This window comes from Christensenella tenuis (assembly GCF_014287795.1).
Classification (GTDB): Bacteria; Bacillota; Clostridia; order Christensenellales; family Christensenellaceae; genus Christensenella; species Christensenella tenuis.
This window is the reverse complement of sequence record NZ_JACOON010000004.1, coordinates 67,821-84,176: the sequence shown is the minus strand read 5'-3', so window position 1 is coordinate 84,176 and position 16,356 is coordinate 67,821. Positions and strand designations below refer to the sequence as shown.

The 16,356-nt window shown below is 50.4% G+C and carries 20 protein-coding genes; 17 read left to right on the top strand and 3 right to left on the bottom strand.

The features are described from left to right. Positions 1-30 precede the first annotated feature (30 nt). Genes H8S18_RS08040 through H8S18_RS08030 form a run of 3 tightly spaced genes read right to left on the bottom strand, consistent with a single transcriptional unit; the run spans position 31 to position 1,967 of the window. A complete protein-coding gene (locus H8S18_RS08040) occupies positions 31-555 on the bottom strand; it encodes a Gx transporter family protein (protein ID WP_186857798.1) in 525 nt (174 codons plus the stop codon). Further along, positions 536-910, bottom strand: coding sequence for a NusG domain II-containing protein (locus H8S18_RS08035; RefSeq protein WP_186857797.1), 375 nt, complete (start codon positions 908-910; stop codon positions 536-538). Before H8S18_RS08035 ends, H8S18_RS08040 begins: the two co-directional genes overlap by 20 nt. A 58-nt stretch (positions 911-968) precedes the next feature. After that, positions 969-1,967, bottom strand: coding sequence for an FAD:protein FMN transferase (locus H8S18_RS08030; protein ID WP_186857796.1), 999 nt, complete (start codon positions 1,965-1,967; stop codon positions 969-971). Positions 1,968-2,163: 196 nt separating this feature from the next. On the opposite strand from H8S18_RS08030, the gene argS reads away from it, so the two are divergent. The 17 genes from argS (at position 2,164) to H8S18_RS07950 (ending at position 16,272) form a co-directional block, all read left to right on the top strand. Continuing rightward, positions 2,164-3,855: an arginine--tRNA ligase gene (gene argS / locus H8S18_RS08025; RefSeq protein ID WP_186857795.1), complete on the top strand. Its 1,692-nt coding sequence runs from the start codon at positions 2,164-2,166 to the stop codon at positions 3,853-3,855. 211 nt (positions 3,856-4,066) lie between these two features. Next, complete coding sequence (gene serS / locus H8S18_RS08020; protein ID WP_186857794.1) at positions 4,067-5,341, top strand: serine--tRNA ligase; 1,275 nt, start codon at positions 4,067-4,069, stop codon at positions 5,339-5,341. 471 nt (positions 5,342-5,812) lie between these two features. Beyond that, on the top strand, positions 5,813-7,168 hold the full coding sequence (locus H8S18_RS08015) for a uroporphyrinogen decarboxylase family protein (protein ID WP_186857793.1): 1,356 nt from the start codon (positions 5,813-5,815) through the stop codon (positions 7,166-7,168). Continuing rightward, entirely contained in the window at positions 7,146-7,439 is a 294-nt protein-coding gene (locus tag H8S18_RS08010) for a thioredoxin family protein (RefSeq protein ID WP_186857792.1), read from the top strand. Before H8S18_RS08015 ends, H8S18_RS08010 begins: the two co-directional genes overlap by 23 nt. Further along, on the top strand, positions 7,436-8,590 hold the full coding sequence (locus H8S18_RS08005) for a GTP-binding protein (RefSeq protein ID WP_186857791.1): 1,155 nt from the start codon (positions 7,436-7,438) through the stop codon (positions 8,588-8,590). The genes H8S18_RS08010 and H8S18_RS08005 overlap by 4 nt, the downstream gene beginning before the upstream one ends. Before the next feature lie 112 nt (positions 8,591-8,702). After that, entirely contained in the window at positions 8,703-9,257 is a 555-nt protein-coding gene (locus tag H8S18_RS14660; RefSeq protein ID WP_243165106.1) for a hypothetical protein, read from the top strand. A gap of 109 nt (positions 9,258-9,366) precedes the next feature. After that, complete coding sequence (locus H8S18_RS14960; protein ID WP_330598760.1) at positions 9,367-10,425, top strand: polymorphic toxin type 44 domain-containing protein; 1,059 nt, start codon at positions 9,367-9,369, stop codon at positions 10,423-10,425. Then, complete coding sequence (locus tag H8S18_RS07995) at positions 10,403-10,987, top strand: hypothetical protein (protein ID WP_186857789.1); 585 nt, start codon at positions 10,403-10,405, stop codon at positions 10,985-10,987. Before H8S18_RS14960 ends, H8S18_RS07995 begins: the two co-directional genes overlap by 23 nt. A 466-nt stretch (positions 10,988-11,453) precedes the next feature. Next, positions 11,454-11,648 (top strand): hypothetical protein, encoded by a 195-nt coding sequence (locus H8S18_RS07990; protein ID WP_186857788.1) that lies wholly within the window; start codon positions 11,454-11,456, stop codon positions 11,646-11,648. Further along, entirely contained in the window at positions 11,645-12,079 is a 435-nt protein-coding gene (locus H8S18_RS07985; protein ID WP_186857787.1) for a hypothetical protein, read from the top strand. Before H8S18_RS07990 ends, H8S18_RS07985 begins: the two co-directional genes overlap by 4 nt. 34 nt (positions 12,080-12,113) lie before the next feature. Continuing rightward, entirely contained in the window at positions 12,114-12,437 is a 324-nt protein-coding gene (locus tag H8S18_RS07980; RefSeq protein ID WP_186857786.1) for a hypothetical protein, read from the top strand. A 2-nt stretch (positions 12,438-12,439) separates the two neighbouring features. Further along, a complete protein-coding gene (locus H8S18_RS07975; protein WP_186857785.1) occupies positions 12,440-13,117 on the top strand; it encodes a hypothetical protein in 678 nt (225 codons plus the stop codon). A 19-nt stretch (positions 13,118-13,136) separates the two neighbouring features. Then, positions 13,137-13,820 carry a hypothetical protein gene (locus H8S18_RS07970; protein WP_186857784.1) on the top strand — a complete coding sequence of 228 codons (684 nt, stop codon included), beginning with the start codon at positions 13,137-13,139 and terminating at the stop codon, positions 13,818-13,820. A gap of 4 nt (positions 13,821-13,824) precedes the next feature. Next, on the top strand, positions 13,825-13,995 hold the full coding sequence (locus H8S18_RS07965) for a hypothetical protein (protein WP_186857783.1): 171 nt from the start codon (positions 13,825-13,827) through the stop codon (positions 13,993-13,995). 2 nt (positions 13,996-13,997) lie between these two features. Then, positions 13,998-14,372 carry a terminase small subunit gene (locus tag H8S18_RS07960; protein ID WP_186857782.1) on the top strand — a complete coding sequence of 125 codons (375 nt, stop codon included), beginning with the start codon at positions 13,998-14,000 and terminating at the stop codon, positions 14,370-14,372. Positions 14,373-14,425: 53 nt separating this feature from the next. After that, complete coding sequence (locus H8S18_RS07955) at positions 14,426-16,099, top strand: hypothetical protein (protein ID WP_186857781.1); 1,674 nt, start codon at positions 14,426-14,428, stop codon at positions 16,097-16,099. Continuing rightward, on the top strand, positions 16,090-16,272 hold the full coding sequence (locus H8S18_RS07950; protein WP_186857780.1) for a hypothetical protein: 183 nt from the start codon (positions 16,090-16,092) through the stop codon (positions 16,270-16,272). Before H8S18_RS07955 ends, H8S18_RS07950 begins: the two co-directional genes overlap by 10 nt. Positions 16,273-16,356 lie beyond the last annotated feature (84 nt).

Genomic DNA, 16,356 nt, shown 5'->3' with positions numbered 1-16,356 from the left:
GAGGCGCTTTTGGGGCATATTTCGGAAAAATCAGTTGGATTTCATGGGAAAATTTATAAACGGGAACCGTATCCGCCGGAAAACGAGCGTGCACAGTACGCCCACAAAGAAACCGCACACCGTACCCGTAAGGACAAGAACCGGCAAATAATAGGAGACTTGCGGAGTGGCGGTGATAAGAGCCGCACAGGCAAGCTGCATCAGGTTATGGGAAATGCCGCCGAGAACGCTTGCTTTGATGACGGACAGGCGTTTTAAAGCAACATGCATGACCAGGATGGAAACGAGCCCTCCTGCGAGCGAAAAAAACAGCATGGTCATGTTGCCGGAGAGCATTGCGGCCAGCAGGCTGCGCGCTATGCAGATAAGCAGGGCCCACGGAAGGCCAAGGCAGCAAAGCGCAAACAAAGACACTACGTTTGCGAGGCCGAGTTTGAAGCCGGGAAGGGGCAGCAGGGAAGAAAGCGCGCCGTCGAGCAGGGACAGCGCGAGCGCAATACCGCACAACACTGCCGCAAGCACGAAACGCGAGGTTTTATGATCCTGTAATGCCATCGACATCCGCCTCCCCTCCCGTAATTGTCGCGGTGACACCATTGGGCGCACACACGATGGCCTCGCCCGCGCGGGAGATGCTTCCCGTTTTTTCGCATTGGTGGTTCGGGCAGTCCGTATCCACAATGCGCACGGAGCCTCCTTTGATTTCGAAGACATTATGATAGAGGCCGCTTACCTCGTAGGACGTATCTTCCGTAAGCGGCAGAGCGGCAATGGTCTCCCCATCCCGGCGGATGACCACTGTTTTGCCCTCTGCGCGCGGCAGGGTAAAAAACCATACCAAAAGAACGGCGGCGGCAATGGCCACAGTGAAGAGGATATCGCTTTTGGTAATCAGTTTCTTTTGCATCATTTTTCATCCGCCTGCCGGGAACGCGCGCTGAACGGAGCCGGGCAAACCCGGGAAAGAGTCAGCCCAGGCTGTATTCCCTGTTTGTGATTGTGAGCCCGTACTTTTCCGCGAAGCCGTCCGTAGTGACGACCTGTTTATCCCCGGTGAGAAAAAACGCGTCTACCCCATGTTCCTCAGCAAAGGCAATGCCTTTTTCTGCGCCCATCACAAGCAGGGCCGTGGAGTAGATATCCGAAAGAATACCGCTGTCACAGAGGGCTGTTGCCGCGACGAGGCCGTTATCCACGGGATATCCTGTTTGGGGATCGAGCACATGGTCGTAGTAGGTCCCGTCTTCCGTAAAGCCGCGCTCATACGTGCCGGAGGTCGAAACGAATTTTCCGTCGAGCACGATAGTCGCCATATAATCGTTCTCACTGCCCTGCGGATCGCGGATACCGATTTTGTAACTGTTTCCGTCCGGTTTTTTCCCGATGGCATAAATGCTGCCGCCGAAGGAAATGATGGCGGATTTCACGCCGCCAGCTTTCAGGTTTTCGGCGGCCTTATCGAGCGCATAGCCCTTGACCGCACCGCCAAGGTCGATTTGCGCGCCGCCGGTGTTTGCGGTATTTCCATCGAGCGTTACCGTACGGTAATCTGCGGCTGCGAGCGCGGAAGCAAGCTCCGCTTCTTCCGGGACGCGGGCGTTTTCCGTACCGAAGCCCCACGCGGCAATGACGCTGCCGAGTGCGGGCGAAAACGCCCCGCCGGTATCCGCGGCCGCCTTAAGCGAGATCTTCAGCACTTCCGCCGTTTCATCTGAAATTTCCACATCCTGCCCGGGCGCGGCGTTCAGCCTGCAAACATCGCTTGTTTCGATGGTGCGCGACATTTCGTCCTCGAGCCTGCGGGTGATTTCGTTGGTTTGGCGGAGTATGTCGCCGTTATCCGTATAGACCGTCTGGGTGATGAAGGTATCCATCGCGAAAATCTCACTGGTTTTCTGTACGGGGGCACAGGAGGTAAACGCGAAAAGGCAGCAGACGGCAAGCAGTATGGAAAAAATGCGCTTCATTTTGCGGAAAGCACCAAAAATACAATCGCCGCCGCAAGGAACGGCAATAAAAATAGAAAACGTTTCAGCCCAAGCTTCATAAATGCCCCCTTAGTATTCATAAATCTTTGCTCATTATATCATAACGCGCGCATTGATAAAACCGCGCTTTTATGGTATATTGAATGATACTGTGAAACGTACCGGAGGAATGGGAATGGAACTGAAAAACGCACTGGCGGAAACAATTGCAACAGCGGCGGGGCTTCCCGCAGGCGATGTTCTGGAAATGATAGAAACGCCGCCTGACCCGAAGATGGGCGACGCGGCGCTGCCGTGCTTCAAGCTTGCAAAGGAACTGCGCAAAGCGCCGCCGCTGATTGCGCAGGACCTGGCGGAAAAAATTGAAGCGCCGGATTTTGTGGCGCGCGTGGAAGTGGCGGGCGGATATCTTAATTTCTTTTATGATAGGAAATTCTATGCGGAAAACGTGCTCCGAATGCTCGGAAAAGCCGGGGAAGACTGGGGACGGTCGGAGGTCGGCGCGGGCAAGACGGTGGTGATCGATTATTCTTCCGTCAATATTGCAAAGCCGTTCCATATCGGCCATCTTTCAAGCACAGCCATCGGCAGCGCGCTGTATAAGATTTATCGATACCTTGGCTACAACGTGGTGGGTGTGAACCACCTTGGCGACTGGGGAACACAGTTCGGAAAGCTGATCGCGGCATACAAAATGTGGGGGGATGAGGATGAGATCAACCGGGATTCCGTATCCGCCATGCTGAAGCTGTATGTGCGTTTCCATGAGGAAGCGGAACGGGACGAAAGCCTGAACGAACAAGGGCGCGCGTGGTTCAAAAAGATTGAGGACGGCGACGAAGAAGCACTGCGCATTTTTGAATGGTTTAAGGAACTGACCCTGCGCGAGGCCAAGCGTGTATACGAGCTTTTGGACGTGCAGTTCGACAGCTTCGCGGGGGAAAGTTTTTATAATGACAAGATCCCGGCGGTTTTGGACGAACTGCGGGAAAAAGACCTGCTCGAGCAGAGCGAAGGAGCGTGGGTGGTACGCCTTGACGAGGAGGGCCTGCCCCCGGCGATTATTTTAAAATCAGACGGCACGACGCTGTATGCGACGCGCGACCTCGCGGCGGCGGAATACCGCAAAAAAACATATGATTTTTACAAGAACCTGTATGTGGTGGCATACCAGCAGAATTTGCATTTCAAACAGTTGTTTGCGGTGCTGAAGAAGATGGGCCACGCATGGGCGGACGGCTGCGAGCATGTGGCGTTTGGGATGGTGTCGCTCGAGGATGGGACGATGTCTACCCGCAAGGGGAAGATCGTGCTGCTCGAGGACGTACTGAAAAAGGCAGTAGAAAAGACGCTGGCGGTGATCGAGGAAAAGAACCCCGGGCTCGCCGACAAGGAGAAAGTCGCGTCTGATATTGGCATCGGCGCAGTGATTTTTTCGACGTTATCGCAAAGCCGCATCAAGGACATCACGTTCTCGTTTGACCGGGTGCTGAATTACGATGGGGAAACAGGCCCGTATGTACAGTATACGCATACGCGGTGCGCATCCGTGCTTGCACGGCACGAGGATGCGGGTGTGCAGGCGGACCTCACGGTCTTGGAAAACGACGACGCATTCGCAGTCCTGAAGCTGCTTGCCTCTTTCCCGCAGACGATTGTGGCGGCAAGCGAGAAGAACGAACCGTTTTATGTGACGCGCTACCTTCTGGACCTTGCCCAGGCGTTCAACAAGTATTATTATGAATACAGGATTATTGACGACAACGCGGCGCAGACAAAAGCACGTGTGGCGCTTACGCAGGCGGTGAAGGATACGCTGAAAACGGGCCTTAAGCTGCTGGGAATCAAGGCGCCGAACAAGATGTGACGACGGGGATTGGCTTCCTTCTTCTCTCGCGGGAGGGGGAAACCGCGCGAAAGGGCAACGGGGATAAGGCGAAACGGACAAGAGAGCGGAGCGCGGTGAAGAAGGCTTTTGCAGGGCGTACGCGATACCGCAAAAATAGCCCGGTTCCGCGCATATCGAGGAGAAATACAAAAAAGGGATATCAATTTATTACCAAAAGGGGTAGTTTACTATGCTGGATTTAAGAGTATTGCGCGACAATTTCAGGACGGTTGCAGACGCGCTCAAGAAGCGGGGCAAGCAGATCGAGCTTGACGCGGTCATGAAGCTGGATGAGGAGCGCCGCGCAATGATGACAAAGGTGGAAGAGCTGAAAGCAAAGCGCAACAGGATTTCCAAGGAAATCCCCGTGATGAAGAAAAAGGGAGAGGACGTCTCCGATATCATGATGGAGATGAAGGTGCTTGCTTCGCAGATCAAGGATTACGACGCGGAACTGCAGATTATGTCGGCACATTTGAACCAACTGATGATGACGATTCCGAACCGTCCGGACGCGAGCGTTCCGGCAGGCACGGACGACAGCGACAATAAGGAGATCCGTAAATTCCTCGAGCCGACCAAATTCGATTTCAAGCCAAAGGCACATTGGGACCTTGGGCACGACCTCGGCATTCTTGACCCGGAGATCGGGGCGAAGGTTGCGGGCAGCCGCTTCGTATTTTATAAGGGGCTGGGCGCGCGCCTTGAACGCGCAGTGATGAATTTTATGCTGAATGTGCATACCGAGCAGAACGGATATACCGAAGTGATCCCGCCTTTCGTGGCGAACCAGAAATCCATGGAGGGCACGGGGCAGCTTCCGAAATTTGCGGAAGATATGTATCATATCGAAGACACGGATTTGTACCTTATCCCGACGGCGGAGGTTCCGGTGACGAACATGTACCGCGAATCTGTGATCGACGGGGAGGAGCTTCCCATTTACCGCTGCGCCTACACGCCGTGTTTCCGCGCGGAAGCGGGCAGCGCGGGACGCGATACAAAAGGGCTTATCCGCCTGCACCAGTTCAACAAGGTGGAACTGGTGAAATTTACCCGCCCGGAGGAATCTTACCTCGAGCTTGAAAAGCTGGTGGCAAACGCGGAGAGTATTCTTCAGATTTTACAGATTCCGTACCGCGTGGTGCTGCTGTGCGGCGGCGACCTCGGGTTTTCGTCTGCGAAGACGTATGATATCGAGGTGTGGATGCCGAGTTATGGGCGCTATGTGGAAATTTCGTCCTGCTCGAATTTTGAGGACTTCCAGGCACGGCGCGCGAACATTCGTTTCCGCGACAACGACGGTTCGCTGAAATATGTGCATACCCTCAACGGCAGCGGGCTTGCCGTAGGACGCACGGTTGCGGCGATCATGGAAAACTACCAGCAGGCAGACGGCAGCATTAAGGTGCCGCAGGCTTTGCAGCCGTATATGGGGCGCGAAGTGATCCGCGGGATCAAGTAAAAATGGCCGGATAGACCGTCGGAACAGCACTTGTTCCGGCGGTTTTTTGATGTAATAAAACTACGGACTATATCCCCGGCGGCAGGAAAAAATAAAATTCTCCATTGGGCAGAACGGAGCAGCCTGCCAATTGGAACGCAAATAAAGGATTTGAACATACAGCAAGGCAGAAACCGTCTTGAACACATAAAAAAGGGAATGGGACGGTTTTACGGTTTCGTCCCAAAATGAAAAAAGCAATCCGGGGATGGCGGCAAACGGGAACAGGAACGCTGAAAAGGAACCGCGTTGATGGAAGCAAGCGGGTCCCGCCATGCTGCCCGCAAGGCTTCCGCGCGTGTAGAATACTCCAAAAATCTCTTCAATTTTACAATACCGGGCCGGGAAAGCGGTATATGATGGTACATAAGAAAAGAGTTTAGCCAGTTTTCTGGCGAAAAAAACAGGGTGAAACCGTTGGAGGGATTTTCGATGAATTCAAAAGAGTTAGTAATGAACGCGATTCACAATAAAGAAGTGGAACGCACACCATGGGTACCGTTCGTGGGCTGCCACGCGGCAAAGCTGATCGGGGTAACGGCGACGGAGTTTTTTCGCAGCGCCGACCTTATTTATGACGGCGTTATGAAGGCGTATGAGGAATATAATCCGGACGGCCTGCCGGCGTTGTTCGATCTCCAGATCGAAGCGGAGGCGCTTGGCTGTGAGCTTCAGTATGCGGATACAAATCCGCCGTCCGTACAGACGCACATACTCGAACAGGGAAAAACGCTGGATGACCTCAAGATTCCTACGGAAAAGGACGGACGTTTTCCGGTGGCGCTCGAGTCTTTGCGCCGCATTGTTGCGTCCCTTGGCGACAAGATTGCGATTTATGGCCTTATAACCGGGCCGTTTACGCTTGCGCTGCACCTGAAAGGCACGGATATTTTCTTTGCGATGTACGACAACCCGGAAGAAACACATAAGCTGATGCGTTTCTGCACGGACGTTGCAAAGCACACGGCCAAAATGTATATGGATGCGGGTGCGGATATCATTGCGGTAGTTGACCCGATGACTTCGCAGATTTCGCCGGATACGTTCCACGAATTCGTGACGCCTTACTGCACGGAAATTTTTGAGTATATCCGCGAAAACGGCAAGGCGGGTTCTTTCTTCGTATGCGGAAACGCGAAAAACAACATTGAAGAAATGTGCAGCTGCAAGCCGGAGAATGTTTCTATCGATGAAAATATCCCGCTGGATTATGTGCGCGACGTATGCCGCGAGCATGGTATTTCGTTCGGCGGCAACATTAAGCTGACGCTGACCATTTTGTTTGGTTCGCCGACGGACAACATCCAGGATGCACAGAACTGCATGGCAATCGGCGGAAACAAGGGCTTTATCCTCGCGCCCGGCTGCGATATTCCATTTGACGCCCCGGCAGAAAACCTGAAAGCGGTTACGAGCGTGGTACACGGCAATATTTCGGACATCGTGGAAGACGAAAGCGCGCTTGCGGGCGTGGAATATGAATTGCCGGATTACGCAAATGAAAAGCAGGTTATTATGGATGTGATCACACTGGATTCCGAATCGTGCGCACCCTGCCAGTATATGATGGAGGCAGTCAGGACGGCAGCAGACCCGTACGGCGACAAGGTGAAGTATATCGAGCACAAGATCAAGGACAAGGAATCCGTCGTGTGCATGATGAAGCTTGGAGTGCAGAATATCCCGACGATTTGTATCGACGGCGATGTGAAGTATGTCAGCATCATTCCGGACTATCAGGAACTTTCCGATGTGATCGGCGAATATGTCAGCAGAAAAGAAAAATAACGAAGTTGTACTCGTAACGCTCGAGCAGCCATGCACGGCCTGCCTCATTGCGTGCAGGCTGACGGAAGAGATTATTGAAAAAGTGCGGAAACGGGACGGAGATTTTCCGTTCCGTATTATCCGCCTGAAACATATCCGGGAGATAAAAGACGTTGAGGGCCTCGAGGTGGAAAAATTCCCTGCCGTTATTATTGATGGGGAACAAGTTACCGCAGGCACCTTTCCAAACCCGGAGATGCTGAAATATTATATTTATGGAGAAGAATCATGAGTGAGCGGATTAAACTGGCAGTCATTGGTGGATTCCTGGGTTCCGGGAAGACGACTACAATCTTGGGATTGGCCAAAAAGCTGATTGGCAGCGGAACCAAGGTTGGCATTGTGACGAACGACCAGGGAAGCGACCTTGTAGATACGAATTTCCTGCGCAGTGCCGGTTTTCCTGTGCTCGAGGTGGACGGCGGATGCTTTTGCTGTAATTTCGAGGAATTCGTGGCAAAACTGAATACGCTTGCGCGGGAAGAACTGCCGGATATTATTCTTGCGGAACCTGTCGGCAGCTGTACAGACCTTGTGGCAAGTATTTTTAAACCTATGCAGTTAAAGCATACGGAAGACTTTACGCTTGCCCCTCTTGTGGTGCTTGCGGATCCGCGGCGCGTGAGACGTCTGATGACGGACGGCGAACGCCGTTTCCAGAGCGAGATCAACTATTTGTTCCGCAAACAGCTTGAAGAGGCGGACATCATTCTGCTTAGCAAAGCGGACCTTTATTCACAGGAAGAACTCGACGAACTGAAGAATTACCTGAAAAAAACGTTCAAGGGGACTGAGGTTTCATCCATATCCGCAAAGGAAGGAGACGGGCTGGATTCCATATTGCCTGTGATTCTTGCGGGCGAGGCGGAGGAAAATAAGACGCTGATGGAGCTCGATTACAGCGTATACGGCCTCGCGGAAAGCTTTCTTGGCTGGTTTAACGCCACGGCGGCGGTGGAGGCGGCATCGGCAGACGAAGTAAAAGCGTTTGTGACGGATTTTATGCAGGCCATCCAGACCAAAGTAAGCGATATGGACAAGGAAATCGCCCACCTGAAAACATATGCTATGGCTTCGGGCGGATACCTGAAAGCGAGCATTACCAGCGTGGACGATACGCTTGATTTCTATGAGGATAACTTCAGGAGCAGCGGACGGTTTTCCATCGTGATTAACGCGCGCATGAACGTAGAGGCGGAAACGCTTGGCCCACTGATGAAACAGGCCATCGAGAAGGCGGCCGGAAAACATGGTTTTTCAATTGCGGACTATAAAAGCGATTGTTTTACCCCGGCGGCGCCGTCGGGCGCGGCACGCGGGCTTGCGCCGGAAGGAGAATGCTGCTGCTGTTGTAGTGGAAAAGGGCGGGAAGACGTCATGTAGGCGTCATGTAAAAGGCGTGAAATTTATGGTAATATAATAGTGTGGGAAAAAGGAAGTTCGGGAAGCCGGGCTTCTTTTTTGTTGCCGAAAAATAAAAGTATGGAGGAGAAAGATGAGGAAAAACAGGAGCAGAAAAGAAGAGGAAGCGTATGAACGGCTGATGAAACAGCAGGAGAAATTAAAGAAAAACCAGGCGGTGCAAAAAACAGGAGGATCGCAGAAGTATGTGGCGGCGGGGAACAAAAGCGCATATGAAGCGGGCCAAAACAGCGTGGGTTCCGGGCGGCAGGGATGGATCCGGGAAAAAAACGGAGGGATAAGGCTCCAGCCGCGGAAAACAAAAGAGCGGGACACGGGTGCGGGAAGCAGCGGGAAGCCCGGGAAATTCGAGCGGAGTTTTGCGAAAGGGAAAAGGGAGCGAAGGGAAGTATGTGAGGACGTGGGTGAATACGGCAAGGCCGGGCGGAGGCACGGAAATCTGGAAACAGGTGGCGCTGAATCCGGGAGAGACGGCGGCAGATTATTACGAGAAGAAACGGAAGGAGCGGGAAGCGGACAGGCAGGAGACGGACGCGGCGCTGCGGCGGGCGCTGGAGGAAACGCAGGAAGAACTGCGGGAGCAGCGGCTGGGCGTGGCAGAGGGATTTGGGAGGAAGAAGAAATATAACCGGAATTATGAAGACCTGTTCGGGCTGCCGGAGGAAGGAGACTTCCGAAGCCGGGTAGAGAGAACGCGGGGCTGGGATAAGCTGAACGGGAGCGAGCAGTATGATCGGATGGTGTATATACAGGAGGAGCTTGCGAGGCGGAAAAAAGAGAGGGAAAAGGAAGAAAAAATAGGATATAATGGAGGCAAAGAAAATGAGGCGTCCCTGGACAAACTGTTTGAAGCATGGGACAGACAATACGCGGGAGAAAGAAGCGGCGTGCTGCCCGGCCGGACGGGGAAGCAGTTCACACGAGGGCAGATCGGTGAGAATGCGGAGAAGTACGGCACTGCGGGAGCGCTCTTTGAAGCGAAGGAGAGATTTGGGGAAGGAGCAAGCCCGGAAACAATCCGCGCCACCCTGACGAGCCATCCGGAAGTGACCTTGCCGAAGGGCCAGAACGCGGAAAGGCTGCGGATGTTCCAGACAGCCGGGAAGCGGGATAGGGCGGCAGAAAGGGAACCGCAGGAAGACGGCGGGCAAAAGTTGTTTTTCCCGGGCGGAAGGGAAGAAATGCTGGAATATCTGCGTGAGCACCCGGACGCAGCGCTGCCGAATGGAATGACTATAACACAGCTAGATGAATTCCAGAGTCAATATTTGGATAATGGAGCAACGCAAACCTTAATTAAATCCGATGGAAATTCGCAAGACTTTCCAGATTATACAAACGCTTTGACAGAATATCTGGAGGGCGTTGTAGATGAGTGCAGATCATCTAAACAAAAACAAGGATTAGGTGCGCTTCCAGAGTGGATCAATAAAGTTAGGCCAGAAGGGAAATGGGATCCTAAATCAAATAAAAAAGAAATAGCAAAGATTCTTGGATACGAAGATAGCAGCGGAGTGCCGGATACATTCTATTTTAATGGAAAACTGATGAATTGGGAAGAATTTGGTAATTTAATGTATGGAGTCTCCGGTTCAGCAATCGGCTTTTCGCCCACTGCACTAAACGTGGGAAGTGAAGTAGTGCAGTTTGGTATAGATACAGTACGAAATGTAACTAATCCAACAACAAGGGAAAAATATTGGGAAAGATTGAGAAAACAGAAAGAAAACGAAGCGAAGGATCAGAGCGTTATTCAGAGAGGAATAGACTATTATGACCAACATTTCAAAGAATAAAAAAAGGGAAAAGTTATCAACGGATGTAAAAATATATTATATTCTGCTGATTACTGCTGTAATCATTGTAATCGGTATTGTCGCGTGTGCGAGACTGCAACCGGAAATAGAAGAAAAACGTGCACAGGAGATAGTGGAAAAAGAGGCCCAAATACTTGAAGAAATGAGCGGGAAAATGCAAGCGGGCGGTCTTGCTTATTGTATTGTGGAATCTAGGGAAAGAGATGAATATGCACTGGAAGACGATTTGTTGCAAATACAGTATAATTGGAACTACTATATTTTTTGGAATCGGGCAGGAGAAAAAGGAGAAGATTGTGCAAAGGAACTTCTTCCTGAAGTGGAGCGGTTATACAAAGCTTACGGAATTACACAAATTTCTGCAGGAAAGGAAATACAAAGTTTTACATTAGGAAAAAGTCCGATTTTACGTGCGGAGATATTTTATCTCCCGGGAGAGTTGATTCATTCTACATTGGACAGAAAGGACTTGATATATCATGGACTGGGAGATGCGCAGAAAGTAGCAGATAATTGGTATTGGGTAGAATATCCTGCATAAATATTTTGCAGAAAAACAGAAAATCTATAGATGGCAGAAACTGATTTTTTTCGGAATGATAGCAATTTGTGCTTGCGGTGCGCTTTTATCGTATTATAATAATTCTCCTCTATTTTTCATAATACTTGCAGTGGCACCCGTTATCCTGCCAATAGAATATGTGAAATTGTGGCATGTGCCAAAAATCGAAGCGGTCAAAACGTTGTGTATCATATTGATCGTGGAAGGAATCCCGCTTCTTTGTTATACAGGATATGCTGTTGTTCCTTTAGCGCTCTTATATCTTATTGCCCGCAAAAAAAGGGAACGGCAAAATATCCTATTGTTATTTGTCTTTTGCTCGTGGCGGCAGGGATTTTGGCTGTTCTGATAACGATTTGAGAATAAAAAGGAATACATCCAGAATGTAATAAACGAGGACGGATACGGGATATTATGCTTTACTTTTCAAAACCCGGACAGGAGCGTGGGGGCGCATTATGTAGCGGTAGAAAAGAACCCGGAAAGCGGCGGTATTATTGTGTATGATTATGTAGACAGCACAGGAAAAAGGAATACGGAGCCGCAGCCTTATGATAGCGTACATGACTATATTGCAGAGCAAAATAATGGTATGCTGATAGCGGCTTACGGATTATCTAAAAAGGAGGAGGAAGAATGACTGGAATGAAGAGGATCATAACATTCATAGTTGTTATGTTCCTAATATTTGGAAGCTGTGCATATGTGTTTGCTCCGGAACTAAGTTTGGAGGGACGAGATACTTATAAAGGACTTCCAGTCTACCAATATAATGCGGAAGATAAGACTGTATCAATAGATGGAGTTTTGTATAAAAGTATAGATGAACGTCCAAAACAATACAGATTTGGAGATCTGTTTGGTTACCTTTGGTATTATCCGCATTACCAGATAACCGGAGGTGTTATATACGATTTAAAACGGATGGAGCCTAAAGAGGACTCAGGAGATCCAGAAAAGTATATTTATGCGGTATCCTCTTACTATGATACAGAGAACGGAACAAAGGACGGAGAACGTATAGCGCCTATCTATTTTGCACTTTTTTTAGAACGTGTAGATACCGATTGATGACGAGAGGGAAAGCCAGACAGGGCTTTCCCATTTGTATGTGCTGATGGTGCAGGAGGGCTACGCGAAAAATGAAGAGGAAGCGCGCGCGATTGTGGACAAGCTGAACGCGGGCGACGTCGTGGTGCGCGGGCGCATCATTGGGAATGAAGACACGGACGAGTCTTATTTCCGGGCAATGGAGGATGGGATCCGCGCACAGAACGCGGAGAAAGCCAAGGGAGCGTTCTGGAGCCCGCTCGGTTATATGATGACGGAGGCGGAGCAGATCAAAACATCCGGGCGGGGGCGTACGGATGACGGCAGGCCGTACATCGACATCAGCCTGAATTCACCATGGTACAGAGGAGGAAACTGAAGATGAAAAAGATTTTAGCGGCAGTGACAGCAGGGGCGCTTTGCATGGCGCTCGTGGGGTGCGGAGGAATCTTTCTTACAAAAAGCGATAAGGAAAAATTCTATGTTACGGACCCGAGCCTGCATGTATTGGAGGATATGGACGAGTTTGGGGTATATGAGGATGGCAAAGCCATCCTCACGGCGGAAGAAATAGGAGAAGGAGGATGCGGGTTCGGATTTAATATCCCCTACTCCGATGCTTTGGGGGAGCGATATGCGGGAAAAGAATACGATTTCCGCGGACGGAATATTACGACGAAGCGGGGGATCGGCATTGGAAGCACGATGGAGGAAGTGATAGAAGCCTATCCGGATACTGCATGTATCCTTGCGCCGGATGTAAAAAAATCAACCTCAGATAATGCGCCGTATATTTTTGATGTTTCTCCCGCACAGGTGGAATACAGGATACGCGACTATGAAGATGAAGAACCATATTTTAGAATCGAGCGGTATGAAACAAAGGACGGGGAGTTATTGAGCAGCGCTGGTTATTACGACTATATTTATGATAACGATTTATCACGGTATTATGTTTACGATCATGAGGAGGAGTATTTTGAATCCGAATGGGCTTTAAATTTTCATATAAAAGATGGGGTTGTATCCATGTTGGGAATTTCGGTTGATTTATATTGAAACGGGAAACGAACTGAAGATGAAAAAGATTTTAGCGGCAGTGACAGCAGGGGTGCTTTGCATGGCGTTCGTGGGGTGCGGGGCGATCTCGGGGATCGGAGCGATGCTTGTGGGAAACGGTGAAAGAAGTAATTTTATCGTAGATCCGAGCCTGCATGTATTGGAGGATATGGACGAGTTTGGGGTATATGAGGATGGCAAAGCCATCCTCATGCCGGAAGAAATGGGAGACGGAATGGACAGGGGAATTACTTTTAATGAACCCTATTCAGGTTATTTTGGAGAATATTACACGGGAAAAGAATATGACTTCCGAGGGAGGAATATTACGACGAAGCGGGGGATCGGCATCGGGAGCACGATGGAGGAAGTGATAGAGGCCTATCCGGATGTTGCAATCGGACTCCAACGAGAAAACGGGGAGCTTCCGTATATCTGCGATATTTCCGCAGCGCAGGCGGAATACAGGATACGGGAATATGAAACGGAAGAACAATATTTTAGAATAGAGCGGCATGAGACAAAGGATGGAGAACTATTGAGTACGGCTGGCTTTCTAGCCTATGTCTATGACAATGGATTAAGCGGAAACTATGTGGTGAACCACATGGAGGAATATTTCGATTCTGCTTTGCGGATTAGCTTTATGGTGGAAGATGGAATAATAACGAATATAGGGATATGGGATGATCTGGATGATTAATAGAATGAATTTAGTGAAAAAGATTTTAGCGGCAGTGACAGCAGGGGTGCTTTGCATGGCGCTCGTGGGGTGCGGGGCGATCTCGGTCATCGGGATAATGCATCAAAAGGAAACTGAAGAAAGATTTGAAAAACCCGGATATCCGGGTTTTTTTGATAGAAAAAAGGAGGAATGAGGATGGAAGAAACTATGGGACGAAAGCTAAAATTCAGGAGTGTAAAGGCCTTGCAGGAAAAGGTAGACGCATATTTTGCGGAATGCGAGAAAACGGGAGAACCGCTTACCGTGACGGGGCTTGCACTTGCACTGGATACATCGCGCGAAACGCTGTTGAATTACCAGAAACGAGACGGATATGGAGACGTAGTACGCCGCGCAAAGATGAAAATTGAAAACGCATATGAAAAGCGGCTGATTGCCCGTGGAAACGGCGGGGACGTATTTGCCCTGAAAAACTTTGGATGGAAGGATAAGTCTGAGCGCGCGGTTGAAGTGACGGGCGATCTGTCGCTTGAAGCAAAACTGAAAGAAATGATGGGAGAAAAGTTTTAGCACAGCCAGAACATGATTCACCGTTTAAATAGCAAAGGAGGAACAGAGACAACGTGATCAACACGAAGGCGTTTATTGAACAAAACTTAAAAATACGTGACAAGAAGGCACGGTTAATCGATTTCAAACTGAACGCGGCGCAGATGAAACTATATAACGCAATTGCAGGGCAATACCGAAACGGAAGGCCGATTCGTGCGATTATCCTGAAAGCGCGGCAAATGGGCTTTTCCACACTGACGGAAGGAATGATTTTTAAAGATACAGTGACGCAGGCAAATATTTCGAGCGGCATTGTGACGCATGAAATTGCGGCGACGAACAACCTGTTCCGCATGAGCAAGAGGTATTATGAGCATCTTGACCCGGCGCTCAGGCCACAGATCCTTGCAAGCAATGCGAAGGAACTGGTTTTTGATTTTGCAGATGGGAACAGTTCGATCAAATGCATGACTGCGGGGAATGGAAGCATTGGGAGGTCGGACACATTCCAAAACCTGCATATTTCAGAGTATGCTTTTTGGCCGAAGGACAAGGCGGAAATTCTTACGGGGCTTTTGCAGGCTGTGCCAAATGAAGCGAACACAATGGTGGTAATTGAATCGACAGCGAACGGATATGACGATTTCAAAGATATCTGGGATGCGGCGGTGGCGGGACGGAACGATTTTGTGCCTGTGTTTTGCGCATGGTGGGAGCATGCGGAATATGCGATGCCCGCAGAAGGGCTGCGGCCTACGAAAGAGGAAGCGAGGCTGAAACGGGCGTATGGACTTTCGGATGAACAGATTGCGTGGCGGCGGTGGTGCCTGAAAAACAATTGCCGGGGGAATGAGGACATTTTCCGGCAGGAATATCCGTCCTGCCCGGAGGAGGCGTTCCTGATGAGCGGACGTCCTGTGTTTGACAACAAACGCGCAGCGGAACGGATTGCGGAGCTTACGAAGAGGCAAGCGAAGAGACCGCCTGTACAGGGGAGTTTTCGCATCCGCTGGCACGACGCAGACAGCCGGGACAGAATCGAGGGTTTCAGCCTTGGGAGCGGCACGGATATTCGCTTTTATATTATGCCGAAACCGGGCGTACCGTATGTGATTGGCGCGGACACGAAGGGAGAAGGCAAGGATTTTTACGCGGCAACCGTGATAGATAATTCGAGCGGTGAACGCGTGGCAACCCTGCATATGCAGGTGAACGAGTCGAAGCCGTTTACCCATCAGCTTTACTGTCTCGGGAAATATTATAACGACGCATTGATTGGGGTGGAGATGAATTTCAACACTGCGCCCATCGAGGAATTACAACGGCTTCGTTACCCGAAGCAATATGTACGGAGAAGATATGACGACTACAAAAAGACGATAGAAGAAAAATACGGATGGAAAACGGATGGAAATACACGGCCGCTGATTATTGACCGGGAGGTGGACAGCATAAACAACCATACGGAACTATATAGCGATATTCCAACACTGAGGGAAGCGCTGACGTTTGTGTATGACGATAATGGGAGGCCGGACGCAATTGCGGGAAAACATGACGACCTGCTTTTTTCAGACATGATTGCGAATGAGATCAGAAGCCAGCAGAGAACGACAAAGGACACAAACAGCAGGGGCGAATATGTGCAATGGACGGACGATATGTTTGAGGACTATTACGGCGCGAACGAAGCGCAGAAAAAGAAGCTGCTAAAGCTATGGGGAGAACCAAAGAGATGGAGATAAAGAAGAAGGAAGGGGATTTCATGGGGCCCCCGGCGAAGCCCAGCGGAGCGGGTTCGGTGGGGAAAAGGCGGAGCAAGGAAAGCGGGTGGAGTTTCCGCGAAAAGCGGAAACGGAACAGAGCGGACTTCGCGACGCCGCGGGGGAGAGCCAAAGAGATGGAGGTGACAACCTAAAGGGCATTGTCAAAAATAAATCAGTTTTGCGAGGCGGCAGTATTGCCGAAGCAAAACAACTTTGAGCAATGGGGGCACGCGGGG